Below are 23,607 nucleotides of genomic sequence, written 5' to 3' on the forward strand. Positions count from 1 at the left end.
ATGTCGACGCCCGTCGCCACCGAACGGGCACCCGAGAAGCTCCCTCGCCGCGACCACCGCTCCCGCGGTCTGCGTCGCGGCGAGGGAGTCGCCGGGTGGCTCTTCGTCTCCCCCGTCGTCGTGATCCTCGGGGTGTTCCTCTTCCTCCCCGTCCTCATGGCGCTCTGGGTGAGCGTCTCGGACTGGGGCGGCCGGGGCAGCCCCCTCTCCCCCAACGTCAACTTCGTCGGACTCGACAACTACGCCGAGCTGACCTCGGGCCAGGGGCTGCGCAGCCGCGACTTCGGCACGGCGCTGCGGAACAACGCCTGGTACGTCTTCCTCGTCGTGCCGCTGCAGACCGCGCTGTCGCTGTTCCTCGCGGTGCTGGTCAGCCGGCGGATGATGAAGGCGCGCGGCTTCTTCCGCACCGCCTTCTACTTCCCGTCGGTGACGAGCTCGGTCGCCATCACGGTGCTGTGGATCTTCCTCTTCAGCGCCGCCGGTCCCGTCAACGCCCTCATCGCCGCCGTCACCGGCGGCAAGGGGCCGAACTGGTTCAACGACCCCCGCGGCATCGTGCACCTGTTCCTCGGCCTTTTCGGGGTGGACGCCGCGCCCGCCGCGATCTCGCAGCCCGGCTTCCTCGGCCTGTCGGGGTGGGACTGGATCGCCGGGCCCTCGGTCGCAATGAGCGCTTTCATCCTCATGGCCGTCTTCACGACGAGCGGCACGTTCATGCTGCTGTTCATCGCGGCCCTCCAGAACGTGGGCTTCGAGCTGACGGAGGCGGGGATGATGGACGGCGCGAACGCGTGGCAGCGGTTCTGGCGCATCACGCTGCCGCAGCTGCGGCCCACCCTCTTCACCGTCATCACGCTGGGCCTCATCGGCTGCTGGCAGGTGTTCGACCAGATCTACACGGGCACGAAGGGGCAGCCGGGAAAGACGACGATCACCCCCGCCTACCTGTCGTACACGTCGGCCTTCAGCAACCAGGACTGGGGCATCGGCGCGGCGATCGCGTTCATCCTGTTCCTCATCATCATCGCGTTCACGCTCTTCCAGCGCTGGATCCTGAGGGAGCGGCCCGTCTCGAAGCGACGCATCCGTGCGTACACCCCGAAGGGAGCACGGTCGTGACCGACAGCCGGACCCTCGCCCGCACGAAGACGCTCACCGATGCGCCGATCGACGCCACACCGTCCCGACGCCGGCGCCTCACCCCTCGCTCGGTGACCGGTCAGGTGCTGCTGTACGCGGTACTCGCCGGGCTGGCGCTCGTGTACATCTATCCGTTCCTCGTTCAGGTGGCGACCTCGTTCAAGAGCGAGCAGGAGGCGGCATCCAATCCGATCTCGCTGATCCCGCAGACCTTCACGACCGCCGCCTACGAGCGGCTGTTCCTGAACAGCGACTTCCCGCTCTGGTTCGCGAACTCGGCGGTCGTGACGATCCTCGTGACCCTCGGACGCGTGTTCTTCGTGTCGCTCGCCGGGTACGCCCTCGCACGGTTGACGTTCCGGGGCCGCGGCGTCATCTTCGCGCTCGTCGTCGCCGTGATGGCCGTGCCGGCGGTCGTGCTCCTCATCCCCCGCTTCCTCGTCCTGAACCAGCTCGGGATGTACGACTCGTACGCGGGCATGGTGCTGCCCCTCCTCGTCGACGCGGCGGGGGTGTTCATCATGAAGAACTTCTTCGAGTCGATCCCGCCGTCCGTCGAGGAACAGGCGCGCATCGACGGGGCCGGCACGTTCCGGGTGTACTGGTCGGTCGTCCTGCCGATGGCGCGCCCCGCGCTCATCACGATCGTGATCCTCTCGTTCCAGGGATCATGGAATGAGCTGACCCACTTCATCGTGTCGGTGCAGGACCCGGACCTGTTCACCCTCACCCGCGGGGTGGCGAGCCTGTCGTCCGGTCAGCTGAGCCAGGGCACGCAGTACCCGTTGAAGCTCGCGGCCGCGGCGCTCATGACGATCCCCGTCGCCGTCGTCTTCTTCATCTTCCAGAAGCGCATCATGAACACCTCCGAAGGAGCAGTCAAGGGATGACCGCAGGCCTCCAGCCCTTCCTGTCCGACGCCGTCGTGGCCCTCCGCGCCCCCACCCAGGTGTGGTCGCGGGCCGACGGCGAGCTCGGCAGCGGCGCGATCGACGGCGTCTTCCACGGCGACACCCGGTTCGTCCGCGCGACCCGGGTGCGCTACGGGACGGATGCCGCGACGCACGCGCCGGAATGGATCTCACGGTCGGCGGATGCGGCATCCGATCTGCGCTTCGAAGCGCTGCTGCGACGCCTGGACGACCGCACGCCCGACCCGAAGATCCGGCTGACGCGGCGCCGCATCGTCGCGGACGGCCGCGTGACGGAGGAGTTCACGCTCGTCTCGCACCTCGACGAGCGGGTGCCGCTCGTCCTCGAGGTCGCCGTCACCCCCGACGCGACCTCGATGCAGGACGTCAAGTCGGGAGCCGCGCCGGCCGCGGCGGTCGACCGCGCCCTCGCGGGCGACGCCGTCGAGATCGCGGCCGGGGACGCGTCGATGCGGCTGTCGGCTCCCGGAGCGGAGGTCGCGGCATCCGATGACGACATCGTCCTCACCTGGCACCTGGAGTGCCCGCCGCGGGCCCGGATCACCGTCTCGTGGCGCCTCGACATCGACGACCCGTCGCTCGTCGTGCGCGGGACGTCGCGCGCTGCCGGCTGGGCGGTGCCCGAGGCTCCCGGCGCCGATCCCCGCCTGCACCGCTGGCTCCGGCAGGCCCTCGACGACCTCGATGCCCTGCGGCTGACGCTGCCCGGCAGCGCGGACGAGTTCTTCGCCGCCGGCGCGCCCTGGTTCTTCACGCTCTTCGGGCGCGACTCGCTGTGGGCGGCACGGCTGTTCCTGCCCGTGGACCGGGGCATGGCGGCATCCACTCTGCGCGTCCTCGGTCGCCTGCAGGGCAGCACGGCCGACCCAGAGACGGCCGAGGAACCCGGCAAGATCGCGCACGAGCTGCGGGCCGGCACGCTCACGATGCCCGGCGAGGGCATCTCGCTGCCGCCGCTCTACTACGGCACGGTCGACGCGACCCCGCTGTGGGTGACGCTCCTCGCCGAGGCGCACGCCGCCGGGATGCCGGTGGCCGAGGTGCGGGATCTGCTCCCGACGATGCACGACGCGCTCGACTGGATGATCGCCGCAGCCAACGCCGACGGCTTCCTCGACTACGTCGACGAGACCGGCCACGGCCTCTCCAACCAGGGGTGGAAGGACTCCGGCGACTCGATCCAATGGCGAGACGGTTCCCTCGCCGCCGGGCCGATCGCCCTCTCCGAGGTGCAGGGCTACGCCTACGAGGCGGCGGTGAAGGCCGCCGACCTGCTCGACGCGCTGGAGGAGGACGGGGCTGAGCGGCTGCGCGCCTGGGCGGCGGAGCTGCGCACACGCTTCCGCGATCGCTTCTGGGTCGAGACGCCCGAGGGCCGCTACCCGGCGATCGCGCTCGACCGCGACGGTCGGGCGGTCGACACGCTGACCTCGAACGCGGGCCACCTGCTGGGCACCGGCATCCTGAACCCCGACGAGGAGCGCGCGGTCGCCGACCTCCTCGTGGGCGCGTCGATGTCGTCGGGTTTCGGCTTGCGGACCATGTCGACGGATGCCGGTGGCTACTGGCCGCTCAGCTATCACGGCGGGAGTGTGTGGGCGCACGACACGGCCATCGTCGCGCGCGGCATGGCGGAGGCCGGACTGCACCGGCACGCCGCCGTGCTCGTCGACGGAATGCTCGCCGCCGCCGAGGCGTTCGGGTACCGCATGCCGGAGCTGCACGCCGGCGACGCCGCGAGCGACGTCACCGTGCCGGCCCCGTATCCGGCGGCGTGCCGACCGCAGGCGTGGTCGGCGGCAGCGGCCGTCGTGTGTCACGAGATCGTCACGCGCACCGGCTGACAGCTCCCCCGGTTCGGGTGGAGACTGAGGTCCGACTCGACCCCCGGAGGATGCATGGCGCGAAAACTCGCCTCGATCGCGGACCACATCGGCAGGATGGGGCGCACACGCATGGGCGCGCTCCTGCTGCTCCTGGCGACGGCGGCCGCCATCGTGTGGGCGAACGTCTCCTCGGGCACCTACCACGGCTTCTGGGAGACGCACCTGTCTATCGGGCTCGGTGACATACGACTCGACTTCACGCTGCACGCGCTCGTGAACGACGCCCTGATGGCGATCTTCTTCTTCACGGTCGGCCTCGAGGTGCGGCGCGAGTTCGCGATCGGCGAGCTGACCAGCTGGTCGCGCGCCGTCGTGCCCGTCGTCGCCGCCGTCGCCGGCCTCGCCCTGCCCGCGCTGCTGTTCGTCCTCATCGCCGGCCCCACGGGGAACGCGGATGCCTGGGGCGTCGTCATCTCGACCGACACCGCCTTCCTCGTCGGCGCCCTCGCGCTCATCGGGCCGCGGGGGTCGGGGCGCCTGCGCGTGTTCCTGCTCGCCCTGGCCGTCGTCGACGACATCGGGGCGCTCAGCATCATCGCCCTCGTGTACACCGACACCTTCACCCCGATGCCGCTGCTCGTCGCCGCCGTCGGCCTCGTCGGCATCTACTTCGTCCGGTACCTCCGCGGCGGGCGCGGGCCGATCTACGCGACCCTCGCGATCGTCGTGTGGCTCGCCTTCCTCGCCTCGGGTGTGCACCCGACGCTCGCCGGTGTCGCCATCGCGCTGCTCGTCCCCGTCTACCGCCCCGACCGCCGCGACGTCGAGCACGCGCTCGAGCTCGCCCGCACCTTCCGGCAGTCGCCGAGCACCGAGTACGCCCGCGCGGCGGCGAACAGCCTCCGCGAGTCGATCTCGATCAACGAGCGGCTGCAGACCGCGTACGCGCCGTACGTCGCCTACGTGATCCTGCCGCTGTTCGCGCTGGCGAACGCGGGCGTGACACTCAGCCCCGAGATCCTCGCGGCGGCCGCGATGTCGCCGCTCACATGGGGCATCGTCGTCGGCCTCGTCGTTGGCAAGTTCGCCGGCATCTGGGGGTCGACCGCCGTCCTGAAGGCCCTCCGCATCGGCGACTTCGGTCCCGGGCTCTCGCTCGACCGCATCGCGGGCGGCGCGGCCCTCGCCGGCATCGGCTTCACCATCTCGCTGTTCATCATCGACCTCGCGATCGAGGACCCCGACGCGCAGAACGAGGCGCGCGTGGGGGTGCTCGCGGCATCCGTCCTGGCCTTCGCCCTCGGCGCACTCGTCTTCCGCGTCGCGGATGCGCGCCACCCCGAGGAGGAGGTGGGGCAGACCCTCGTCCGCCCGGTTGACCCGCGGCGCGATCACATCTTCGGCCCTCTCGACGCGCCCTACGAGATCGTCGAGTACGGCGACTTCCAATGCGGTTTCTGCCTCAAGGCGTCGGGGTCGATCCAGGAGGTCATGGCCGAGCTCGGCCCAAACCTGCGCTACGTCTGGCGGCACGCGCCGCTCACCGAGCAGCACCCCAACGCCCTCGCGGGCGCCGAGGCGTCGGAGGCGGCGGCGAAGCAGGGCAAGTTCTTCGAGTTCGAGCGGGGCCTGTTCGCCGACCAGGACAACCAGCTGCCCTCCGACATCGTGCGGCTGGCTGCCAAGCTGGGGCTCGACGTCCCGAGGTTCGAACGCGACCTGACGGCGCCGGACGTCGCGAGCCGCGTCCGCGACGACATGTTCGACGCCGAGGCGATGAACATCCGCTCGGTGCCGACCTTCTTCGTGAACGGCCGCCGGCACACCGGCCCGTACGACGCCCAGTCGCTCATCCGCGCCTTGCAGTCGGACGCCGACGAGCCGCTCGCACCGGCGGGTCGGTAGGTTGATCGGCATGACCGAAGAAACCGCTCCCACCGCGATGGACGCCATGATGTCGCCCGACCTGTCGGACGCGCACTGGCGCCGACTGATCGCGGCTGCCGTCCCGCAGGACGTCGAGGTCGGCGACTACGTCTTCCGCACCGGCGAGGCGGGATACGACCTGATCTTCGTCGAGAGCGGCGAGGTCGAGATCGTCCGCGACGCCCTCCGATGGGTCGGCGAAGCGGTGATCACGACGGTCGGTCCCGGTCGGTTCGCCGGCGAGCTCGGCATCCTCAACGGTCAGAGCGCGTTCCTGTCGGCGCGGGTGACGCAGGCGGGTCGCGTGCACCGGCTCTCGCGCGCCGCCCTGCGCGAGATCATGAGCGAGGACGACGAGCTCTGCGACGTGATCCTGCACGCGCTGTGGGCCCGGCGGGAATCTCTGCGCACGGGTCCGGCCGCGATGACCCTGAAGTTCGTCGGGACGACGACCTCGAACGACTTCCTGTCGCTCCGGCGCTTCGCCGAACGCCTCGACCTCGTCCACAAGGCGGTCACCCTGGCGCCCGACGAGCTGCCGACGCTCGACGGTCACGACGTGTCCCCCGAAGACCTGCCGGTCGCCTACGTCCAGGGCGAGCCGATCCCCCGCGCCACCCCCGGCCTCGTCGCCGAGCGCCTCGGACTCAGCTACCAGGCCGAGTCCGACGAGATCGTGGACCTCGTCGTCGTGGGCGGCGGGCCCGCGGGACTGGCCGCCGCGATCTACGGCGCCTCCGAGGGCCTCAGCACGGTCCTCCTCGACGCCGTCGCCCCGGGCGGGCAGGCGGCATCCACGTCGCGCATCGAGAACTTCCTCGGGTTCCCCTTCGGTGTGAGCGGCGGCGACCTCATCGGGCAGGCGGTGCTGCAGGCGCTGAAGTTCGGCGTGCGGGTGTACGCACCGTGCGAGGCGGTCGCCCTCGACCAGGTCGGTGCGGATCTGCTCGATGTGACCCTCGCCGACGGCCGCGTGATCCGCGCGCGGAGCGCGATCGTCACCTCCGGCGCCGCGTACCGGCGACTGGCCCTCGACCGTTGGGAGGACTTCGAGCGCTCGGGCGTCTACTACGCCGCGACACCCCTCGAGCTCCGGCAGGTGCAGGGCAAGCCGGTGGTCGTGGTCGGCGGGGCGAACTCGGCGGGTCAGGCGGCCCTCTATCTCGCCGCGCACGGGTCGCCGGTGCACCTCGTCGTGCGCGGTGGCGACCTGCGCGCGCGCATGTCGAGCTACCTCGCCGACCGGCTGGCCGAGGATCCGCGCGTGCGGGTGCACACGGCATCCCACGTCACCGGACTCGACGGCGACGGGACGCTCGAATCGGTCACGATCGACTCGGCCGGCGCGGTCGATGCCCGCGGCCTGTTCTGCTTCATCGGGGCGGACCCGGCCACCTCGTGGCTGCCGACGCTCGATCGCGACACCGACGGCTTCATCCGCACCGGGACCGACGTCGCCGTGCAGTCCATCGCGCAGTGGCGGGACCTCGGGCGGGAGCCGTTCCCGTTCGAGACGTCGGCACCGCGGGTGTTCGCAGCCGGCGACGTCCGCCGCGGATCCATGAAGCGCGTCGCCGCCGCGGTCGGCGAGGGCTCGAGCGCCGTCGCCTCCGTCCACCGCGCCCTCGCCTACTGATCGGAAGGAACCGGATGAGCTCCGACATCGACACCAACGCCGCCCCGTCGGGGATCGGCTGCCGGGAGTGCGACGAGCACGAGGGCTTCTGGGTGCACCTGCGCCGCTGCGCGTCGTGCGGGCACGTGGGATGCTGCGACACGTCGCCCGGGCAGCACGCGACGGCGCACTTCCGCGAGACCGGGCACCGGCTCGTGCAGAGCTTCGAGCCCGGCGAGGACTGGTACTGGGACTACGTCGACGAGGCGATGTTCGAGGGTCCCGAGTTGGCGCCGCCGACCAGCCACCCCGCCGATCAACCCTCCCCCGGTCCCCGCGGCCGCGTGCCGCTGAACTGGCGCGAGCTCATCCATACGTGAGGGTGACGGCCGGTCCTCAGACGACGGAGACGACCCGGCCGCCGGTGAGGCGCACGAGCTCGTCGAACGTCATCGGGAAGACCGTGTGCGGGGTGCCGCCGGCCGCCCAGATCTGCGGGTAGCGGGCGAGGTCCTCGTCGACGAGGGTCTCGAGCGGCGCGGGGTGCCCGGTGGGCGCGACGCCGCCGATGGCCTGGCCGGTCGCCTCGCGCACCTGGTCGGGCGTCGCCCGGCTGATCCTCCCTCGCCCGAGGCGCGCGGCGAGCGCAGCGGTGTCGACGCGGTGGGCGCCGCTGGTCATGACGAGCAGGGGCGCACCGTCGCACTGGAACACGAGGCTGTTGGCGATCGCGCCGACCTCGACCCCGAGGGCGGCGGCGGCGAGCGCCGCGGTGGAAGCGGCATCGGGCAGGACGACGATCTCCCCCGGGATGCCGGCGGCCCGCAGGGCGTCGTACACGAGGCGGCTGCGCGCGCTGAGGTTGTCGGTCACGGGGTCAGCCTCTCGCCAGGATCTCACCGTGGGGCATGAGCAGCCAGCCGTCCTCGGACGCGGCCCACTCGTGCCATCCCGCCGAGATGCGTTCGAGGTCGGCACGGTCGGCGATGCCCTGCTCGAGCGCGTGGTCGGCGTACGAGGAGTGCAGGGCGCGGTCGGCCCACGATCCGCCCCACCAGGCCCGCTGCTCGTCGGTCTCGAACAGCCAGGTCGACGCGCTCACGGCGACGTCGGCGAACCCGGCCGCGCGCGCCCACGCCTTGAGGCGTCGTCCCGCCGACGGCTCACCGCCGTTGGTGCGCCCCATCCGCAGCAGCAGGTCGAGCCAGTCGTCGAGCGCGGGGATGTGGGGGTGGATGATGATGCCCGCGTAGTCGACCTCGCGCGCGGCGACGAGCCCGTCCGGCCCCGCGACGCGACGGAACTCGCGCAGGGCGTCGACGGGACGTGCGAGGTGTTGCAGGAGCTGGTGCGTGTGCACGATGTCGAAGGATCCGTCTGCGGCGTCGAGGCGGTAGGCGTCGGCGGTCGCGAAAGTGACGTTCGTGACGCCCTCGGCCGCGGCATGGGCCTGCGCCTGGGCGACGACGTCGGCCGAAGCGTCGACGCCGACGACCCGGCCGGGGGCGAGGCGACGCGCCAGGTCGACGGTGATCGTGCCCGGGCCCGCGCCGACGTCGAGGAGCGAGGCGCCGGGCCGCAGGTGCGGCAGCAGGTACCCGACCGAGTTCTCCGCCGTCCGCCAGGTGTGCGCCCGCAGCACGCTCTCGTGGTGGCCGTGGGAGTACCGCTCGGTCTGCATGGTCGACAGCCTAGGCGTCGAGCGATATGCGAGGCAGAATGATGACGGATGCCGCACATCGGCGGCATCCGCACCGCAGCGCCCACAAGGCCCGCCGAGAAGGAATGCAATGACGCACACCCTGCCCCTGCCCGATCTCACCCACGAACGCGTGGAGGTGATCACGGGTCGGCGCAGCGGACTCGTCGTCACCGTCGCCCTGCACTCCTCGGCGCTCGGCCCCGCCCTCGGCGGTGCCCGCCTGTGGCGCTACCCGCACTGGTCCGATGCGATGGGCGACGCGCTGCGGCTGTCGGCCGCGATGACGCTCAAGAACGCGACCGCGGGACTGGATGCCGGGGGCGGCAAGTCGGTCATCGCGCTGCGCGAGGGCGACACGCTCGACGCCGACCGTCGACGCGCGGCTTTCCTCGACCTCGGCGACGCGGTCGAGTCCTTCGGCGGCCTGTACCGGACGGCGGAGGACGTGGGCTCGACGACGGAGGACATGCTCGTCGTCAGCGAGCGCACGGCGCACGTCGTGGGGCTGCCCGACTCGGTCGGCGGTTCGGGCGAGCCCGCCGGCCCCACGAGCCGCGGCGTGTACGCCGCCCTCCGCGCGACGCTGGAGCGCGTCGCGGGGTCCCCCGAGGTGGCCGGCCGCCGCATCACGATCTCGGGCCTCGGCCAGGTCGGCAGCCGGCTCGCCGTGCGTCTGTCGGGAGAGGGCGCGTTCCTCACGGTCACCGACGTGAACCCGGCGAAGATGTCGCTCGCGGCGGAGCTCGGCGCGACGTGGGTCGAGCCCGGCACCGAGCACCTCGTGCCGGCGGACGTGTTCGTCCCGGCCGGCATCGGCGGCGTCCTGGACGACGACGTCATCGACGCGCTCGCGGCGAAGGCCGTCTGCGGACCCGCGAACAACCCGCTCGCCGACCGCTCGGGCGCCGCACGCCTCGCGGACCGCGGCATCCTCTACGCCCCCGACTTCGTCGCGAACGCCGGCGGCGTCATCTACCTCAACGTCGAGGCGCGGACGCCCGGTCACCGCGATGAGATCGCGACCCGCATCGACGGTATCGGCGACACCCTGCGCCGGCTGTTCGACGACGCCGCCGCACGCGGGGTCACCCCGCTCGACGCGGCCGAGGCCTACGCGGCCGAGCGGCTGGCGACCGGCAGGCGCGAGCCCGCGGCGGTCTGATCGCACGCATCGAGAGGCGGATGCCGGTGCTCCCGGCATCCGCCTCTTTACGTGGCGTGCGTGCCCGGCCATACTGAGTGACCACCGGACTTGTACATCTGTACAACTCCGTCCACCACACGGTCACACACGGGAGGTCTCATGCCGGGAGCCATCGTCATCACCGGAGCCAGCTCGGGGATCGGCCCCGGATTCGCGCGCCGGTTCGCCGCGCGCGGGCACGACGTCGTCCTCGTCGCGCGGCGCGCCGACCGCCTCGAGAGCGTCGCCGAGGAACTGCGCGGCCTGCACCGGATCGAGGCGACGGTCCTCCCGGCCGACCTCGCCGACCCGGCGGCACCTGCTGCGATCGCGGCGGCGCTGGACGAGCGCGGCATCCACCCGTCCGGGCTCGTCAACAGCGCCGGGTTCGGCACGGCATCCCCCTTCGCGGAAGAGGATGCGGCGCGGGTCGCCGCCGAGGTGCAGGTCAACGTCGCGGCGCTCACGCTGCTGACCCGCGCCCTCCTCCCCCACCTGATCGCCGCGCGCGGCGTGCTCGTCAACGTGTCGAGCAACGCCGGCCACCAGCCGCTGCCGGGCCTCGCCGTGTACGCGGCGACGAAGGCGTACGTCACCTCGCTCACCGAGGCGATCTGGCAGGAGACGCGCGGCACCGGCCTCCGCGTGCTGGCCCTGTGCCCGGGGCCCACCGAGACGGAGTTCTTCACGGCGGCGGGCTCCGAAACCTTCAAGGTCGGTGCGACGAAATCCGTCGACGACGTGCTCGACGAGGCGTTCGCCGCCCTCGACGCCGCGAACCCGTCGCCCGTCCGCACGGTCGGCGCGGCGAACCGGGTGCAGGGCTGGGCCGCCCGCGTCTCGCCCCGTCGTCTGCGCCTGTGGGTCGCGGCCCGCGCGGTGGGGAGCGCCTGATGCGCCGGATGCCGCCCGAAGAGCGGCGTGACGAACTCATCGCCGCCGCGATCCGGGTCATCGCCCGGCGCGGCCTCGCGGCGGCGACCACCCGCGCGATCACCTCCGAGGCCGGGATGCCGCTCGGTGCGTTCACCTACATCTTCGGCACGCAGGACGAACTCATGACGGCGGTCATCGACACGGTCATCGAGCAGGAGCGCTTCGCGGCCGAGTCCCGGGCGATCGATCCGACGTCGATGGTCGCGGCGCTCCGCTCGGGCCTGGAGGGCTACATCGACCTGCTCGAGCGCGACCCCGACCACGAGATCGCGCTCCTCGAGCTCGCCCTCGTTGCACGCCGCCGCGACCCCGCCGGCCAGATGCGCGCCCAGTGGGAGACCTACTACCGGGCGGCCGAGCAGGTGCTGGTCTACGCGGCCGAGATCACCGGCAGCCGCTGGACCCAGCCCGTCGCCGACCTCGCCCGCCACCTCGTGGTCGTCGTCGACGGCCTCACGACAACGTGGCTCGCCGACGGGGACTCGGATGCCGCGCGTCGCACGGCCTCGTTCGCTGCGACGGCCCTCGTCGCGGCATCCGCCCCACTCGGGGCACCGACCGAAGGGAGCACCCGTGCTGACTGAGATCGACGACCGCGTCCTCGCCGCGGTCAACCTGCACGCCGTCCTCGGCGCGCTGCCCCGGCTGTCGGAGGTCGCGCCCGAGGCGTCGACGCTGCTCGCGGACCTGCCGCAGCCGGTGATGCTGACGGTGCGGGTGGTGGGCGGCGACACGCTCGGGCTCGTCTTCGCCCGCGACGGCGTCCGCCGCGCCGACGGCGAGGACCCGGGTGCGGCGAAGGCGACGCTCGTGTTCCGCTCCCCGGGACACCTGAACACCGTCCTCGACGGGCGCGGGTCGCCGCTCCCCCTCGCCGGCCCCGCGGGCCTGCGCTTCCTCACCCGCGTGTTCACGCCGCTCAGCGACCTGCTCGGCCGGCACCTGCGCCCGTCCGACGCCGACCTCGCCGACTCGGCGTTCACCGACGCGCACCGCACGATGCTGCTCGAGGTGGCGGTCGGGGCGATCGCCGTCGTCGCGAACCGCGACCGCTCGGGCCGGTTCAGCGCCGCGCAGATGAGCGACGGCGACCTCGACATCGCCGTCGGCGACGCCCTGCGGCACCGGCTGCGCGTGCGCGACCACGCGGTCTCCCGGGTTCCCGTGACGGATGCCGCGCCGCGGGCGGTGTTCCGGTTCGCCGACCTGCAGACCGCCGGCGACGTGCTCGCGGGGCGCGAGAGCGCGCTCGCGTGCGTCGGCGACGGTCGCATCGCCATCCGCGGCTACATCCCCCTCGTCGACAACACGAGCCGCATCCTCGACCGCGTCGGCCACTACCTCGGAAAGTGAGCTCCCCCGTGTACACCTTCGACAAGAGCCTCGCCGCCTTCCGTCGCGCCCAGCGGGTGATCCCCGGCGGCATCCCGGGTCACCTCGGTCCCACCGAGGGGCTCCACCTGCCGAACGAGGGCTTCCCGAAGTTCGCCGTCCGCGCCGAGGGCACCCGGTTCTGGGACCTCGACGGCAACGAGTTCATCGACTGGATGTGCGCGTACGGGCCCAACGTCCTCGGCTACAACGACCCCGACGTGACCGCCGCGGCGCAGGAGCAGGCGAAGAAGGAGGACGTCGTCTCGTTGCCGTCCACCGTGATGATCGACTTCGCCGAGCTGCTGGTCGACCAGATCGCCAGCGCCGACTGGGCGATGTTCGCGAAGAACGGCGGCGACACGACGACGCTCGCGATCATGACGGCGCGCGCCGCGACGCTGCGGAAGAAGGTCGTGTTCGTGAAGGGCTTCTATCACGGCGTCGCCCCGTGGACGCAGAAGCTCGACTACCCCGGCGTGCTGGAGGAGGACGTCGCGAACAACCTCTACGTGCCCTGGAACGACATCGAGGCGCTGCGGACGCTGCTCGCCGAGAACCGAGGACAGGTCGCGGCGCTCATCTCGACGCCGTACATGCACGGCAACTTCGTCGACAACCAGCTGCCCGCCGACGGCTACTGGCAGGCGGTGCGCAGGCTCTGCGACGAACACGGCGTCGTGCTGATCATCGACGACGTCCGCGCCGGGTTCCGCCTCGACCTCGCCGGCAGCGACCACTACTTCGGGTTCGAGGCCGACCTGATCTGCTTCTGCAAGGCGCTCGCCAACGGGTACAACGTGTCGGCGCTGCTCGGCAAGGACTCGCTCAAAGAAGCGGTGAGCTCGATCACCTACACGGGCAGCTACTGGATGAGCGCCGTCCCCTTCGCGGCGGGCATCGCGACGCAGCGCAAGCTGCGCGAGCTCGACGCCCCGGCGCTGTTCGACCGGCTCGGGCGACGGCTGACCGACGGTCTCACCGAGGCCGCCGCCGACGCGGGGTTCACCCTCGTCGCCTCCGGCGCACCGGCCCTGTTCTACCTGCGCGTGGCCGACCCGGCGGATTCGCTCATGCTGCACCAGGACTGGATCGCCGAGTGCGTGCGGCGCGGGGCCTACCTCACGTCGCACCACAACCACTTCCTCAACGCCGCGGTCACCGAGGCCGACGTCGACCGCACCGTCGAGATCGCCGCCGACGCCTTCGCGGCGCTGCGCACCCGCCACCCCGCGACGGTGTGAGGTGAGCGCCACGACCGCACCGGCGACCACCGGCGGCGTCCTCGCAGTCGCCGGCGTCTACGGCCTGCAGGGACTCGGGTACGCCGTCATCGTGACGGCGCTGCCCGCGTTCCAGGAGCGCACCGGACTGGACGCGACCGGCATCGCCGTGATCCTGCTGGGCGTGTGCGTCACGGCCGCGCTCGGATCGCTCACCGCCGACGCGATCGCCCGCCGCGCCAGCAGCCGGCACGGGGTCATCGCGGGCCTGTCCCTGCAAGCGGTCGGACTCGTGGCGACGGCGTTCTCGCCGGGGACCGCCGTGCTCGCGGCATCCGTCTTGCTCTACGGACTCGGGCTGGGCCTCATCGACGCGTCGTCGAACATGCAGGGGGTTCTCGTGCAGCGCGGGCGCGGCACTCCCCTGCTGGGGCGGTTCTTCGCGACGCTGACGGCGGGATCCATCGTCGGCGCGCTCGGGATGGCCGGGGTCCTCGCCGCCGGGGCGCCGGCGTTCCTGACGCTCGTGGCCGCCGCGGCCCTGCAGCTCGCGTTCCTCCTCGTGTGCGGAAGGCGGCTCAGCCGCGAGCGCGCGGCACGGAGCGCACAGTGGAGCGGCCCACGCGGCCCCCGCCTCGACGGGCGCGCGACCACCGTCGTCGGCCTCGTGATCCTCGCCGCCTACACCGTCGACTCCGCGGTCAGCTCGTGGAGCTCGGTGCACCTGCTGGCGATCGGCGCCGCCGGCGCGCTCGCCCCCGTCGGTCTCGCCGCCTATCAGGGGGGCGTGCTCGCCGCGCGACTGGCGACGGATGCCGTGGTGCGGCGCCTCGGCCGCGGTCGCCTGCTCGCGATCGGCCTCGTGCTCGGGGTGACGGGCGCGATCGCGGTGGCAGCGGTGCCGACCCCCGCGGTGGCGATCGCGGCGTTCGCGGTGAGCGGCCTGGCCGTCGGGGCGCTCGTCCCGCTCGCCTTCGGTCTCGCGGGAGGCATCGATCCTGCGCGCAGCGACGAGGTCGTCGCCCGCGTGAACCTGTTCAACTACGCGGGCGCGATCCTCGGCGCCGTCGGCGTCGGGGTGCTCACCGACGTGACCGGGTCGGGTCTCGCCTTCCTGCTGCCCGCCCTGCTCCTCGTCGCCGCCGTCCCCGCCTGGCGGCGCGCCCCCGCCTGACCCGCGATCAGGCGCCGAGCGACGCGCGCAGCGACCGCTCGAGCTCGGCGAGCAGCAGCGCACGCTCCGCCTCGGAGGCGGCGAACGCCTCGTGCAGGACGGCGTCCGCCGAGGCGAAGGCGACGCGGGCGACGGCCGCGCCGCGCTCGGCGTCGACGCGGTCGAGCACACCGGCCAGGCGCAGGAGGGTGTGGACGCGGTCCGCCATCGCGCGCTTGTGGCGGCGACGCGCGGCATCCGCTTCGGCCGAGATCGCGACGGTCCCGAGCGAGCGGGCCGACCCCTCATCGAGGTAGACGTCGGCGACGGCGCGCAGGACGCGTCCGACGGGGTCCTCGGTGCGCGGATCGGTGCGCATGCGCTCGATCGCCTCGTCGAGGAGCCGCTCGAGACGCTCGTGGTACCGCGCCACGATGGCGCCGAGGATCGCCTCGCGGTCGGGCAGGTACTGGTAGAGCGCCCCGACGCTGACCCCCGCCTCGGCCGCGACGCGCGGCAGCGTGATGACGTCGACCCCCTCGGTGAGGACGAGGGCCTCGGCCGCGGCGATCGCCTGCGTCACCTTCCGCCGCGAGCGCTGCTGTGTGGGTGTGCGGCGCAGCGCGAGCGTCGCCCAGTCCTGGGCGTCGGCGGCGTCGGCGGCGTCAGCGGTGTCCATGAGAATCAAACTTGACTTTGGTTAGGGGTCGCGGCAACGTTAGCAGCATGACGACGACGTCGCACCATCACGATCTCCGCGCGTCCGTGGCCGCGGCGTCTCGCACCCTGGCGGCGCACGGCCTGCTCATCGGGACGGCCGGCAACGTCAGTGCGCGCCGCCTCGACGTCGTCGCCGTGACGGCGACCGGCGCGGTCCTGGCGGACGCGACCGCCGACGACGTCACCGTGGTCGACCTGGGCGGTGCCGTGGTCGAGGGATCCCTCGCGCCGACCTCCGAGCTCGCCCTGCACCTCGGCGTGCTGCGCGCAGCGCCCCCGGACCGTGTCGCCGCGGTCGTGCACACCCACGCCCCGAACGCGACCGCGTTGTCGCTCGTTCTCGACGAGCTGCCCGTCGTGCATTACCAGCAGCTCACCCTGGGCGGCGCCCTGCGCGTCGCGCCGTTCCACGCGTTCGGCACACCCGAGCTCGCTGCGGCCGTCGGTGCCGCCCTCGACGGCCGCCTGGCCGCGCTGATGGCGAACCACGGCGCCGTCGCGCTCGGCCCCGACCTCGCCGGCGCGATCGAGAACGCCCTGCTCGTCGAATGGCTCGCCGACCTCTACCTGCGCGCCGCCGTCGTCGGCGTGCCGCGCCCGCTCGACGACGCTCAGCAGCAGGCGGTCATCGCCCATGCGACGCGGCTCGGCTACGGCACGACGAAGCGGGTGTCGGCGTGAGCGGCGTCGGCGAACTCGTCGCGCACGGCCGATCGGCCGACGTCCACGCGCTGACCGCCGACAGGGTGCTGAAGGTCTACCGCGACGACTGGCCGATTGAGGCGATCGACCGCGAGGTCGAGGACGCGACCGCCGCGTTCGACCTCGGGCTGACCCCGATCCGCTGCCACGGCAGGACGGATGCCGGTGGCCGCCGCGCCGCCGCGTTCGACCGGATCGAGGGGGTCGCGCTCACGACGGTCGCCGAGAAGAATCCGCTGCGGATGCGGCGGGTCGCCCGGTCGCTCGCGCGGGAGCACGCCCGCATCCACCGCGTCGCGACCGACCGCTTCCCCGACGTCCGCGACGTCGCGGCGGACCTCGTCGGCTCGGCTCCCTTCGGCGCCCTCACCGCGCGCGAGCGGAGCGCCCTGCTCGACCACCTCGCCTCGCTCCCCGGCGGCGACAGCGTGCTGCACCTCGACTTCCACCCGATGAACGTCTTCCGCCACGGCGGCGGCATCGCGACGATCGACTGGCAGTCGACCGCGTGCGGCGACCCCGCGGCCGACGTCGCGATGACGCGGCTGCTGTTCACCGAGGCCGAGCTGTTCCCCGGCGCCTCGCGTGCGCAGCTGCTCGTCTACGGCGCGGCGCGGGGGGCGATGGGGCGGATGTACCTCTCGGAGTACCTGTCCGTCACGGGGATGACGACGGCGCGGCTCGACCGCTGGGCGACGGCGGCGCGGGTGCTGCGCCTCGGGATGCTCGACATCCCCAGCGAACGGGATCGGCTGCTGAGCGGCATCCGCTCGGTGATCGCGCGATGACGACCACGGTCCTGCGCTCGCTTCCGGGGCCCGGCGAGACGGTCGACGTCCTCATCGTCGGGGGCGGGATCACCGGCGCGGCGATCGCGTACGAGGCGGCGAGCCGCGGCCTCTCGGTCGCGCTCGTCGAGAAGGGCGACTTCGGTGCGGCGACTTCCGCCGCGACCGGCAAGCTCATCCACGGGGGTCTGCGCTACCTCAAGAACCTCGAGGTGGGACTCGTCCGCGAATCGCTCGCCGAGCGTCGCACCCTCTCGCGGATCGCGCCGGGACTCGTCTCCCCCATCGCGATGGTGCTCCCCGATCCGGGGCTCCTCGAGCACGTCGGCCTGACGGCGTACGACGTGCTGTCGTTCGACCGCAACCGCGTCGCCGAGAGCCACCGCATCCCCCGTCACCGCAGTCTCAGCCGCGGCGAGCTGCGTCGACGCGGGCTCGGGCACCTCGAGAGCGGCATCCTCTTCCACGACGCGATGATGCTGTCCCCCGAGCGGCTGACGTTCGCCTTCGTCCGTTCCGCCGTCGCGCACGGCGCGCAGGTCGCGAACCACGCGCGCGCCGACGGCCTCATCGCCGCCGCGGGCCGCGTGCGCGGCGCGCGGGTCACCGACCTCGTGACGGGCGCCGAGCACGAGATCCGGGCGCGGATCACGGTGAACGCGAGCGGACCGTGGGCTCACGACGTGCTCGCGGCCGAGGGGCTGCTGCAGGATGCCGCGGGGCCGCGGCCCGCCGTGCGCTCCGAGGGCATCTACCTGCTCACGAAGCCGGTCACCGAGACGATGGTGCTGACGGTCTCCTCGGGCGGCCACTTCAGCTTCGCGCCGTGGCGCGGCCGCACGCTGATCGGCCCCACCGAGACGCCGTACACGGGTGAGGTGTCGCAGTGGCGGCTGACCCGCGAGTCGATCGAGCGGTTCCTGGGCGACATCAACACCGCGGGCCGGCTGCCCGTCGAGCTCTCGTTCTCGGACGTCGTGGCCGCCTACGGCGGTCTGCGCCCGCTCACCGAGACGAGCGGCACCGACACCTACCGCGCGTCCCGCGCCTCGGAACTCGTCGACCACGCGCGGGACGGCGTACCCGGCATCGTCACCGCGACGGGCGGCAAGTATACGACCGCGCGGGCCTTCGCCGAGAAGACCGTGCCGGCGCTGGCGCGCGCGATCGGCCGGAGGGCGGCGCCGAGCCGCACCGCCGACGTCCCGCTGGACGGCGCCGACCTCGTCGACACGGGCACGACCGACCTGATCGACCGGCTGTACGGATCGGATGCCGGTACCCTCCGTGCCATCGCTGCCGAGTCGGCCCTGCTGTCGCAGCCCGCGACCGACGACGGCGAACTGCTCGCGGGGGTCGCGTTTGCGGCGCGCCACGAGGCCGTGGAGCACCTGACCGACATCCTGCTCAACCGCACCGGTATCGGCCGCCGCGGCGACCCGGGCGAGGACGTCCTGACGGCGGCCGCGGACGTCGCCGGTGCAGAGCTCGACTGGACGCCCGACCGGCGCGCCGCCGAGCTGGACGCCGCGCGCACAGCCGTCCGCCTGCCGGACTGAATCTCGCATCGGTATCGGCGGTTCCGAGACCGCCGGGCGCGTCGCGTCGTGCATCGCGCGTGAGTACGCAAGGGTGGCCGTGACCAGCATCCGCATTCGGTCATGACACAGGGGGAACCATGAAGAAGACCGTCGTCGTCGCATCCGGAGCCGGCGCCGTCGCGCTCCTGCTCGCGGCGTGCGCGCCCGGAGCGTCGCCTGCGCCGACGGTGACCGTCGCCGTCACGGAGACGGTCACCGTGTCGCCCACTCCATCTCCCGCGCCCGACCCGTCGGCGGATCCGATCGCAGACGAGGCGTACGCCGCCCCGACGATGAGCAGCAGCGATGCGATCGAGCTGTGCGTCGCCGCACACGAGAGGTCCGAGGTCGACTCGACCCTCACTGGCGAGCAATACGCGTTCCTCACACAGAGCGGAGCCTGGTGGGTGGTTCTGGAAGGCGAGAACGAGAACGGGCCGCTGTACGGTGACTGCACGGTCGGCGCCGATCCCGCGGATGTCGGTTACGGCGAGGCGGTCGTGGACTCCTTCACGCCCAACCTGGTCGACACCGTCGTCAATGAGAAGGGCGGCATGTGAGGTCTCACGACGGACAGGTCCCGTAAGCCCAGAGACAGCGAAAGACCCCCGCAAGCGGGGGTCTTTCCGGTGGTGGACCTGAGGGGATTCGAACCCCTGACCTCTTCATTGCGAACGAAGCGCGCTACCAACTGCGCCACAGGCCCGGAAGCCTCAACATTACCACGACCGAACGGGCCGCTCGAACGCGAGGCGGGGTCTCACTGCCCCGATGCGCGGCGTGCGAGCAGCTCCCGCACGTGCGCCTCGATGCGGTCGTCGTCGGCCGGTCCGGCGAAGGCGACCTCGGCCGCACGGGTGCGACGGGCGGTGTCGATCGACGGCGGCGCGGCCTGCGCGGCACGCTCGCGCATCGCCTCTTCGACGGCCGCCTGACGCAGCGCCTCGCGCGCCTCGGACGCGTCGAGCACGGCCGCGGCGCGGGAGCCCGCCGAGGCGGTGAGCGGTCGCGGAAGGGTGCGCGGCGTCCACTCCGCACGGTCGGAGTCGAGTGCGACGTCCTGCACGGCGCCCGGGGCACGCACGACCTCGGCGGGGAGGACGCGGGATGCCGCGCGTCGCGCGACGGTGTTCATGCGTGCGAGCACGAGCAGGCTCGACGCGGCGACGGCGGCTCCGACCGCGAGCAGGGCCCACCCGGCGCCGATCGCGGCGAGGTAACCCCCGACACCGGCCGCGACGACGGCGAGGACACCGACGATGGTCGCGGTCAGCCGCACGCGACGACGTGCGCGCGCACGCCGGGCCGCCGGCAGCGCTCGGGCGGCAGCGGCCTCCGCGACGGCACGCTCGCGGGCGATGGCGGCATCCGCTCGGGCTTTCTCGCGTGCCGCCTCGGCGTCGGCGACCGCACGACGACGGTCGGCCTTCGCGAGCTCGCGGTCGAGCGCGGCCTGCGCCTTCGCGGCAGCCAGTTCGGCGCGCGCGGCCTCGAGGCCGACGCTCTCCTGCTCGGCCTGCACACGACGCGCGAGGCGCTGCTGTGCGAGCGCGGTGCGCGCGTTGAGCTCGAGGCGCACCTCGCCGGGGGTCTCGCTCGTTTCGGCGAGGACACGGAGAGCCTGGTTCAGACGCACGGCATTCCGTTCGGCAGCCTGGTACTGGTACCGGCTGTGCCACGAGGGCAGGAGGTACAACAGCCACAAGAGGACGGCAACGAGGACGATCACCCCGCCACCCATCACCTGCTCACCCATGCCGCTCACCGTATGTCGCCGGAGCGGTGGGGCCCGGCATCCGCTGGGCGTGTCTGAACTTCTGGTTGAGGGTTAACGGTCCCATGGAGGGATGGATGCCGCATCCTGCGGCGCGCGCCCCGCCAACCACCGGTTGAGGACGCCCTCCCGGACCTCTTCGCGCACGAGCGCGAACGCGTAGTGATCGCGCCACTCGCCGTCGATGTGGATGTAGCGCCGGCGCAGCCCCTCGTAGCGGAAGCCGAGCTTCTGCACGACCCGCAGGCTCTTGGCGTTCTCGGGGCGGATGCAGATCTCCATCCGATGCAGACGCAGGTCCTCGAAGCAGACGTCCGTCGCGAGCGCGACCGAGGTCGGCGTGATGCCCTTGCCGGCGAAGCGCTCACTCACCCAGTACCCGATCGTCGCCGACGACAGCGACCCGCGGGCGATCCCCCACACATTCAGCTGCCCGGCGATCTCGCCGTCGTACTCCATGACGAAGGGCACACCGGTGCCGTCGCGGTACTGCTGCAGCAGCCGGCGCACCCCGCTGCGCATGTCGAGCGAGATCGGACCGTCGGGGCTTGTCGCCTCCCACTGCCGCAGCCACGACCGGTTCTGCACGAGCTCGGTCTGCAACGTCTTCGCGTCACGCGGTCGCACGAGCCGGATCGAGATCGGGCCGTGCGCGCGCACGACCGGCCCGTCCATGCCCATCAGTGACGCGTCGGGTTCACAGACCCGATGCGAAGTCCTTGATCCACGGCCGAAGCTCGGCGCCCAGGTCCTCACGGTCGACCGCGAGCTGCACGATCGCCTTGATGTAGTCGGCGCGGTCGCCCGTGTCGTAGCGGCGACCGCGGAAGACGACGCCGAGGACGCCGTCGGTCGATGCGAGCTCCTCGAGCGCGTCGGTCAGCTGGATCTCGCCGCCCTTGCCGGGCTCGGTGCGCTCGAGCACATCGAAGACGCCGGGCGTCAGGACGTAGCGGCCGATGATGGCGTAGTTGGAGGGGGCATCCTCCTTCTTCGGCTTCTCGACGAGGCCCGTGACCTTGACCACGTCCTCCTCGTCGGTCGCCTCGACGGCGGCGGCACCGTACATGTGGATCTGGTCGGGCGAGACCTCCATGAGCGCGACGACCGTCAGGCCGGTCTTCTTGTTCTGCTCGAGCATCTTCTCGAGCAGCACGTCGCGCGCGTCGATCAGGTCGTCGCCGAGCAGCACCGCGAACGTGCTGTCGCCCACGTGCGAACGGGCACGCAGCACCGCGTGACCGAGACCCTTCGGCTCGCCCTGCCGGACGAAGTGGATGTCGGCCATGTCCGACGAGTCCTGCACCCGCTTGAGCTTCTCGTGGTCGCCCTTCTTCGAGAGGTTGGACTCGAGCTCGGGGACGGAGTCGAAGTGGTTGGAGATGTTGTTCTTGTTGCGCCCCAGAATGATGAGCACATCGTCGATGCCGGCTGAGACGGCCTCCTCGACGACGTACTGGATCGCGGGCTTGTCGACGACCGGCAGCATCTCCTTCGGCATGGCTTTCGTGGCGGGCAGGAATCGCGTCCCCAGACCCGCGGCAGGGATGACGGCTTTGATGCGCTCAGCAGACATGACCCTCACCCTACAGATCCGTCGGGTCCGTGATGTGACACGACGGGGACGGCGGGCGTGTCCCTTTACAATCGGACCATGACCGGCTCCGTGGACAGCGAGAAGCGCGCGCTGCGCGCCGAGCTCCGCGAACGCCGTCAGCAGCGCTCGGCCGGCGCCCTCGAGGAGGCCGCCGGCGGCATCCGGACCCAGCTCGACGCGCTCGTCGCCGACCACGGCGTCCGATCCATGTCCTGCTTCCTCTCGACGCCGACCGAGCCCGGCACGCGCGATTTCATCGCCGCTGCGGTGGCGCGCGGCATCCGGGTCCTCCTGCCGGTGACCCGTGCCGACGGCCTGCTCGACTGGGCGGTCGCCGAGCACGAGGGCGACATCGCCGAGGGCATGTTCGGTCTGCCCGAACCCGTGGGCGAACTGCTCAGCCCCGTCGCCGTGAACGACGTCGACCTGCTCGTGATCCCCGCGGCCGCCGTCGACCACAGCGGGATGCGACTGGGCTGGGGGCGTGGCTACTTCGACAAGACGATCGGCTCGATGGAGAAGTGCCCGCCCGTCTACGCCGTCATCTTCGACTCCGAACTGGTCGACGAGGTCCCGCGCGAACTTCACGACCAGCCCGTCTCGGGGGTCGTCACCCCCACCCGCACCGTCCGCCTTCCCCTTCGCTGAGTCACCCGAGGTCCCATGCCCACCTACGCCTATGCCTGCACCGCGTGCGGCCACCGTTTCGACGCCGTCCAGTCCTTCTCCGACGCCGCGCTCACCGAGTGCTCCGAGTGCGGCGGTCTCGTCCGCAAGCAGTACGGCTCGATCGGCGTGACCTTCAACGGCTCGGGCTTCTATCGCACCGACTCGCGCAGCACCAGCTCCCCCGCATCCTCTGGCGAAAGCTCGGGTTCTTCGACATCATCGAAGAAATCCGAAGCGTCCGCTTCGCCCGCCCCCGCGGGTTCGTAGCCCCGGCTCCGTGCCGGCGGAGGAAGGAGGAGCCGTGATCCAGGGCTTCAAAGACTTCATCATGCGCGGCAACGTCATCGACCTGGCGGTCGCCGTGGTCATCGGCGGTGCGTTCACCGCGTTGGTCACCGCGATCGTGACCAGCATCATCAACCCGCTGATCGCGCTCTTCTACCTGCCCGACCCGAAGACGGGGTCGATCGGTCCCTCGTTCGTCGGAATCCACGGTGAAAAGGTCACCTTCCCGCTCGGTGGTCTTCTCACCGCGATCATCAGCTTCTTCGCCGTCGCGCTCGTCGTGTACCTCGTGTTCGTCGTCCCGATGAACAAGTGGAAGGAGCGTCAGGCCGCCAAGGCCGGCGTCGTCGAGGAGGAGGCGAAGCTCCCCACCGAGGCCGAGCTGCTCGTCCAGATCCGCGACCTGCTCGAGAAGCAGGGCAGCGCGCCCGCACCGGCCACGCGCCGGTCGACCGAACCGCCGTCGCCGTCGATCTGACGCG

The 23,607-nt window shown here is 72.0% G+C and carries 25 protein-coding genes and 1 tRNA gene; 19 read left to right on the top strand and 7 right to left on the bottom strand.

Annotation, left to right across the window (positions count from 1 at the left end; translation table 11 throughout):
• From Q9S71_RS12330 to Q9S71_RS12355, 6 genes are read left to right on the top strand one after another with little or no spacing between them, the layout of a single operon-like run.
• Entirely contained in the window at positions 1–1,122 is a 1,122-nt protein-coding gene (locus Q9S71_RS12330) for a carbohydrate ABC transporter permease (RefSeq protein WP_311862611.1), read from the top strand.
• Positions 1,119–2,033, top strand: a complete 915-nt coding sequence (locus tag Q9S71_RS12335; protein WP_311862612.1) for a carbohydrate ABC transporter permease — start codon at positions 1,119–1,121, stop codon at positions 2,031–2,033. Before Q9S71_RS12330 ends, Q9S71_RS12335 begins: the two co-directional genes overlap by 4 nt.
• A complete protein-coding gene (locus tag Q9S71_RS12340) occupies positions 2,030–3,919 on the top strand; it encodes a glycogen debranching N-terminal domain-containing protein (protein WP_311862614.1) in 1,890 nt (629 codons plus the stop codon). The genes Q9S71_RS12335 and Q9S71_RS12340 overlap by 4 nt, the downstream gene beginning before the upstream one ends.
• A 54-nt stretch (positions 3,920–3,973) precedes the next feature.
• Complete coding sequence (nhaA, locus tag Q9S71_RS12345; protein WP_311862616.1) at positions 3,974–5,806, top strand: Na+/H+ antiporter NhaA; 1,833 nt, start codon at positions 3,974–3,976, stop codon at positions 5,804–5,806.
• A gap of 10 nt (positions 5,807–5,816) precedes the next feature.
• Complete coding sequence (locus Q9S71_RS12350; protein WP_311862618.1) at positions 5,817–7,463, top strand: FAD-dependent oxidoreductase; 1,647 nt, start codon at positions 5,817–5,819, stop codon at positions 7,461–7,463.
• A gap of 14 nt (positions 7,464–7,477) precedes the next feature.
• Positions 7,478–7,822 (top strand): UBP-type zinc finger domain-containing protein, encoded by a 345-nt coding sequence (locus Q9S71_RS12355; protein WP_311862620.1) that lies wholly within the window; start codon positions 7,478–7,480, stop codon positions 7,820–7,822.
• A gap of 16 nt (positions 7,823–7,838) precedes the next feature.
• Here Q9S71_RS12355 and Q9S71_RS12360 read toward each other — a convergent pair whose 3' ends face one another.
• Both Q9S71_RS12360 and Q9S71_RS12365 read right to left on the bottom strand, forming a co-directional pair.
• Positions 7,839–8,315: a YbaK/EbsC family protein gene (locus Q9S71_RS12360; protein ID WP_311862621.1), complete on the bottom strand. Its 477-nt coding sequence runs from the start codon at positions 8,313–8,315 to the stop codon at positions 7,839–7,841.
• 4 nt (positions 8,316–8,319) lie between these two features.
• Positions 8,320–9,123, bottom strand: a complete 804-nt coding sequence (locus tag Q9S71_RS12365) for a methyltransferase domain-containing protein (protein ID WP_311862622.1) — start codon at positions 9,121–9,123, stop codon at positions 8,320–8,322.
• A 109-nt stretch (positions 9,124–9,232) separates the two neighbouring features.
• Here Q9S71_RS12365 and Q9S71_RS12370 point away from each other — a divergent pair, with 109 nt between their 5' ends.
• From Q9S71_RS12370 to Q9S71_RS12395, 6 genes are all read left to right on the top strand, one after another.
• A complete protein-coding gene (locus Q9S71_RS12370) occupies positions 9,233–10,306 on the top strand; it encodes a Glu/Leu/Phe/Val dehydrogenase family protein (protein ID WP_311862623.1) in 1,074 nt (357 codons plus the stop codon).
• A 141-nt stretch (positions 10,307–10,447) separates the two neighbouring features.
• Positions 10,448–11,221: an SDR family NAD(P)-dependent oxidoreductase gene (locus Q9S71_RS12375; RefSeq protein WP_311862624.1), complete on the top strand. Its 774-nt coding sequence runs from the start codon at positions 10,448–10,450 to the stop codon at positions 11,219–11,221.
• Positions 11,221–11,847, top strand: a complete 627-nt coding sequence (locus tag Q9S71_RS12380) for a TetR/AcrR family transcriptional regulator (RefSeq protein WP_311862626.1) — start codon at positions 11,221–11,223, stop codon at positions 11,845–11,847. Before Q9S71_RS12375 ends, Q9S71_RS12380 begins: the two co-directional genes overlap by 1 nt.
• Complete coding sequence (locus tag Q9S71_RS12385) at positions 11,837–12,616, top strand: hypothetical protein (protein WP_311862627.1); 780 nt, start codon at positions 11,837–11,839, stop codon at positions 12,614–12,616. Before Q9S71_RS12380 ends, Q9S71_RS12385 begins: the two co-directional genes overlap by 11 nt.
• Positions 12,613–13,878 carry an aminotransferase class III-fold pyridoxal phosphate-dependent enzyme gene (locus Q9S71_RS12390; RefSeq protein WP_311862628.1) on the top strand — a complete coding sequence of 422 codons (1,266 nt, stop codon included), beginning with the start codon at positions 12,613–12,615 and terminating at the stop codon, positions 13,876–13,878. Before Q9S71_RS12385 ends, Q9S71_RS12390 begins: the two co-directional genes overlap by 4 nt.
• 1 nt (position 13,879) lies before the next feature.
• Positions 13,880–15,031: an MFS transporter gene (locus tag Q9S71_RS12395; protein WP_311862629.1), complete on the top strand. Its 1,152-nt coding sequence runs from the start codon at positions 13,880–13,882 to the stop codon at positions 15,029–15,031.
• Between the two features lie 7 nt (positions 15,032–15,038).
• On the opposite strand, the gene Q9S71_RS12400 is transcribed toward Q9S71_RS12395, so the two are convergent.
• On the bottom strand, positions 15,039–15,689 hold the full coding sequence (locus Q9S71_RS12400; RefSeq protein WP_311862631.1) for a TetR/AcrR family transcriptional regulator: 651 nt from the start codon (positions 15,687–15,689) through the stop codon (positions 15,039–15,041).
• A 47-nt stretch (positions 15,690–15,736) separates the two neighbouring features.
• Between Q9S71_RS12400 and Q9S71_RS12405 the strand changes: the two genes are divergently transcribed.
• From Q9S71_RS12405 to Q9S71_RS12420, 4 genes are all read left to right on the top strand, one after another.
• Positions 15,737–16,411 carry a class II aldolase/adducin family protein gene (locus Q9S71_RS12405; protein WP_311862633.1) on the top strand — a complete coding sequence of 225 codons (675 nt, stop codon included), beginning with the start codon at positions 15,737–15,739 and terminating at the stop codon, positions 16,409–16,411.
• The gene (locus tag Q9S71_RS12410; protein ID WP_311862634.1) at positions 16,408–17,220 is read left to right on the top strand and encodes an aminoglycoside phosphotransferase family protein; all 813 of its coding nucleotides are present in this window, start codon (positions 16,408–16,410) and stop codon (positions 17,218–17,220) included. Before Q9S71_RS12405 ends, Q9S71_RS12410 begins: the two co-directional genes overlap by 4 nt.
• Entirely contained in the window at positions 17,217–18,779 is a 1,563-nt protein-coding gene (locus tag Q9S71_RS12415) for a glycerol-3-phosphate dehydrogenase/oxidase (RefSeq protein ID WP_311862635.1), read from the top strand. Before Q9S71_RS12410 ends, Q9S71_RS12415 begins: the two co-directional genes overlap by 4 nt.
• Before the next feature lie 119 nt (positions 18,780–18,898).
• Positions 18,899–19,360, top strand: coding sequence for a hypothetical protein (locus Q9S71_RS12420; protein WP_311862636.1), 462 nt, complete (start codon positions 18,899–18,901; stop codon positions 19,358–19,360).
• A gap of 70 nt (positions 19,361–19,430) precedes the next feature.
• Here the strand turns inward: Q9S71_RS12420 and Q9S71_RS12425 are convergent.
• The 4 genes from Q9S71_RS12425 to galU form a co-directional block, all read right to left on the bottom strand.
• Positions 19,431–19,506: transfer RNA gene (locus Q9S71_RS12425), tRNA-Ala, on the bottom strand.
• Positions 19,507–19,560: 54 nt separating this feature from the next.
• Entirely contained in the window at positions 19,561–20,556 is a 996-nt protein-coding gene (locus Q9S71_RS12430; protein ID WP_311862637.1) for a large exoprotein, read from the bottom strand.
• Between the two features lie 72 nt (positions 20,557–20,628).
• Positions 20,629–21,249, bottom strand: a complete 621-nt coding sequence (locus Q9S71_RS12435; RefSeq protein WP_311862638.1) for a GNAT family N-acetyltransferase — start codon at positions 21,247–21,249, stop codon at positions 20,629–20,631.
• 22 nt (positions 21,250–21,271) lie between these two features.
• Entirely contained in the window at positions 21,272–22,150 is an 879-nt protein-coding gene (gene galU, locus Q9S71_RS12440; protein ID WP_311862639.1) for a UTP--glucose-1-phosphate uridylyltransferase GalU, read from the bottom strand.
• A gap of 78 nt (positions 22,151–22,228) precedes the next feature.
• Here galU and Q9S71_RS12445 point away from each other — a divergent pair, with 78 nt between their 5' ends.
• Genes Q9S71_RS12445 through mscL form a run of 3 tightly spaced genes read left to right on the top strand, consistent with a single transcriptional unit; the run spans position 22,229 to position 23,603 of the window.
• Entirely contained in the window at positions 22,229–22,819 is a 591-nt protein-coding gene (locus Q9S71_RS12445) for a 5-formyltetrahydrofolate cyclo-ligase (RefSeq protein ID WP_311862640.1), read from the top strand.
• Between the two features lie 15 nt (positions 22,820–22,834).
• Positions 22,835–23,107, top strand: coding sequence for an FmdB family zinc ribbon protein (locus tag Q9S71_RS12450; protein ID WP_311862641.1), 273 nt, complete (start codon positions 22,835–22,837; stop codon positions 23,105–23,107).
• A 34-nt stretch (positions 23,108–23,141) separates the two neighbouring features.
• Positions 23,142–23,603: a large conductance mechanosensitive channel protein MscL gene (gene mscL, locus Q9S71_RS12455; RefSeq protein ID WP_311862642.1), complete on the top strand. Its 462-nt coding sequence runs from the start codon at positions 23,142–23,144 to the stop codon at positions 23,601–23,603.
• The last annotated feature ends 4 nt before the right edge of the window (positions 23,604–23,607 follow it).

It is taken from the genome of Microbacterium gawkjiense (genome assembly GCF_031932225.1).
GTDB classification, from domain to species: domain Bacteria; phylum Actinomycetota; class Actinomycetes; order Actinomycetales; family Microbacteriaceae; genus Microbacterium; species Microbacterium gawkjiense.

Excerpts from the sequence above, each read along its gene's own strand:
- Q9S71_RS12355 (WP_311862620.1), top strand. The coding sequence starts at position 7,478 with ATGAGCTCCGACATCGACACCAACGCCGCCCCGTCGGGGATCGGCTGC.
- Q9S71_RS12415 (WP_311862635.1), top strand. The coding sequence starts at position 17,217 with ATGACGACCACGGTCCTGCGCTCGCTTCCGGGGCCCGGCGAGACGGTC.
- Q9S71_RS12435 (WP_311862638.1), bottom strand. The coding sequence starts at position 21,249 with ATGGACGGGCCGGTCGTGCGCGCGCACGGCCCGATCTCGATCCGGCTC.
- Q9S71_RS12340 (WP_311862614.1), top strand. The coding sequence starts at position 2,030 with ATGACCGCAGGCCTCCAGCCCTTCCTGTCCGACGCCGTCGTGGCCCTC.
- Q9S71_RS12380 (WP_311862626.1), top strand. The coding sequence starts at position 11,221 with ATGCGCCGGATGCCGCCCGAAGAGCGGCGTGACGAACTCATCGCCGCC.
- Q9S71_RS12375 (WP_311862624.1), top strand. The coding sequence starts at position 10,448 with ATGCCGGGAGCCATCGTCATCACCGGAGCCAGCTCGGGGATCGGCCCC.
- Q9S71_RS12450 (WP_311862641.1), top strand. The coding sequence starts at position 22,835 with ATGCCCACCTACGCCTATGCCTGCACCGCGTGCGGCCACCGTTTCGAC.
- nhaA (WP_311862616.1), top strand. The coding sequence starts at position 3,974 with ATGGCGCGAAAACTCGCCTCGATCGCGGACCACATCGGCAGGATGGGG.
- Q9S71_RS12370 (WP_311862623.1), top strand. The coding sequence starts at position 9,233 with ATGACGCACACCCTGCCCCTGCCCGATCTCACCCACGAACGCGTGGAG.
- Q9S71_RS12400 (WP_311862631.1), bottom strand. The coding sequence starts at position 15,689 with ATGGACACCGCTGACGCCGCCGACGCCGCCGACGCCCAGGACTGGGCG.
- Q9S71_RS12330 (WP_311862611.1), top strand. The coding sequence starts at position 1 with ATGTCGACGCCCGTCGCCACCGAACGGGCACCCGAGAAGCTCCCTCGC.
- Q9S71_RS12405 (WP_311862633.1), top strand. The coding sequence starts at position 15,737 with ATGACGACGACGTCGCACCATCACGATCTCCGCGCGTCCGTGGCCGCG.
- Q9S71_RS12430 (WP_311862637.1), bottom strand. The coding sequence starts at position 20,556 with ATGGGTGAGCAGGTGATGGGTGGCGGGGTGATCGTCCTCGTTGCCGTC.
- Q9S71_RS12420 (WP_311862636.1), top strand. The coding sequence starts at position 18,899 with ATGAAGAAGACCGTCGTCGTCGCATCCGGAGCCGGCGCCGTCGCGCTC.
- Q9S71_RS12350 (WP_311862618.1), top strand. The coding sequence starts at position 5,817 with ATGACCGAAGAAACCGCTCCCACCGCGATGGACGCCATGATGTCGCCC.
- Q9S71_RS12365 (WP_311862622.1), bottom strand. The coding sequence starts at position 9,123 with ATGCAGACCGAGCGGTACTCCCACGGCCACCACGAGAGCGTGCTGCGG.
- Q9S71_RS12445 (WP_311862640.1), top strand. The coding sequence starts at position 22,229 with ATGACCGGCTCCGTGGACAGCGAGAAGCGCGCGCTGCGCGCCGAGCTC.
- galU (WP_311862639.1), bottom strand. The coding sequence starts at position 22,150 with ATGTCTGCTGAGCGCATCAAAGCCGTCATCCCTGCCGCGGGTCTGGGG.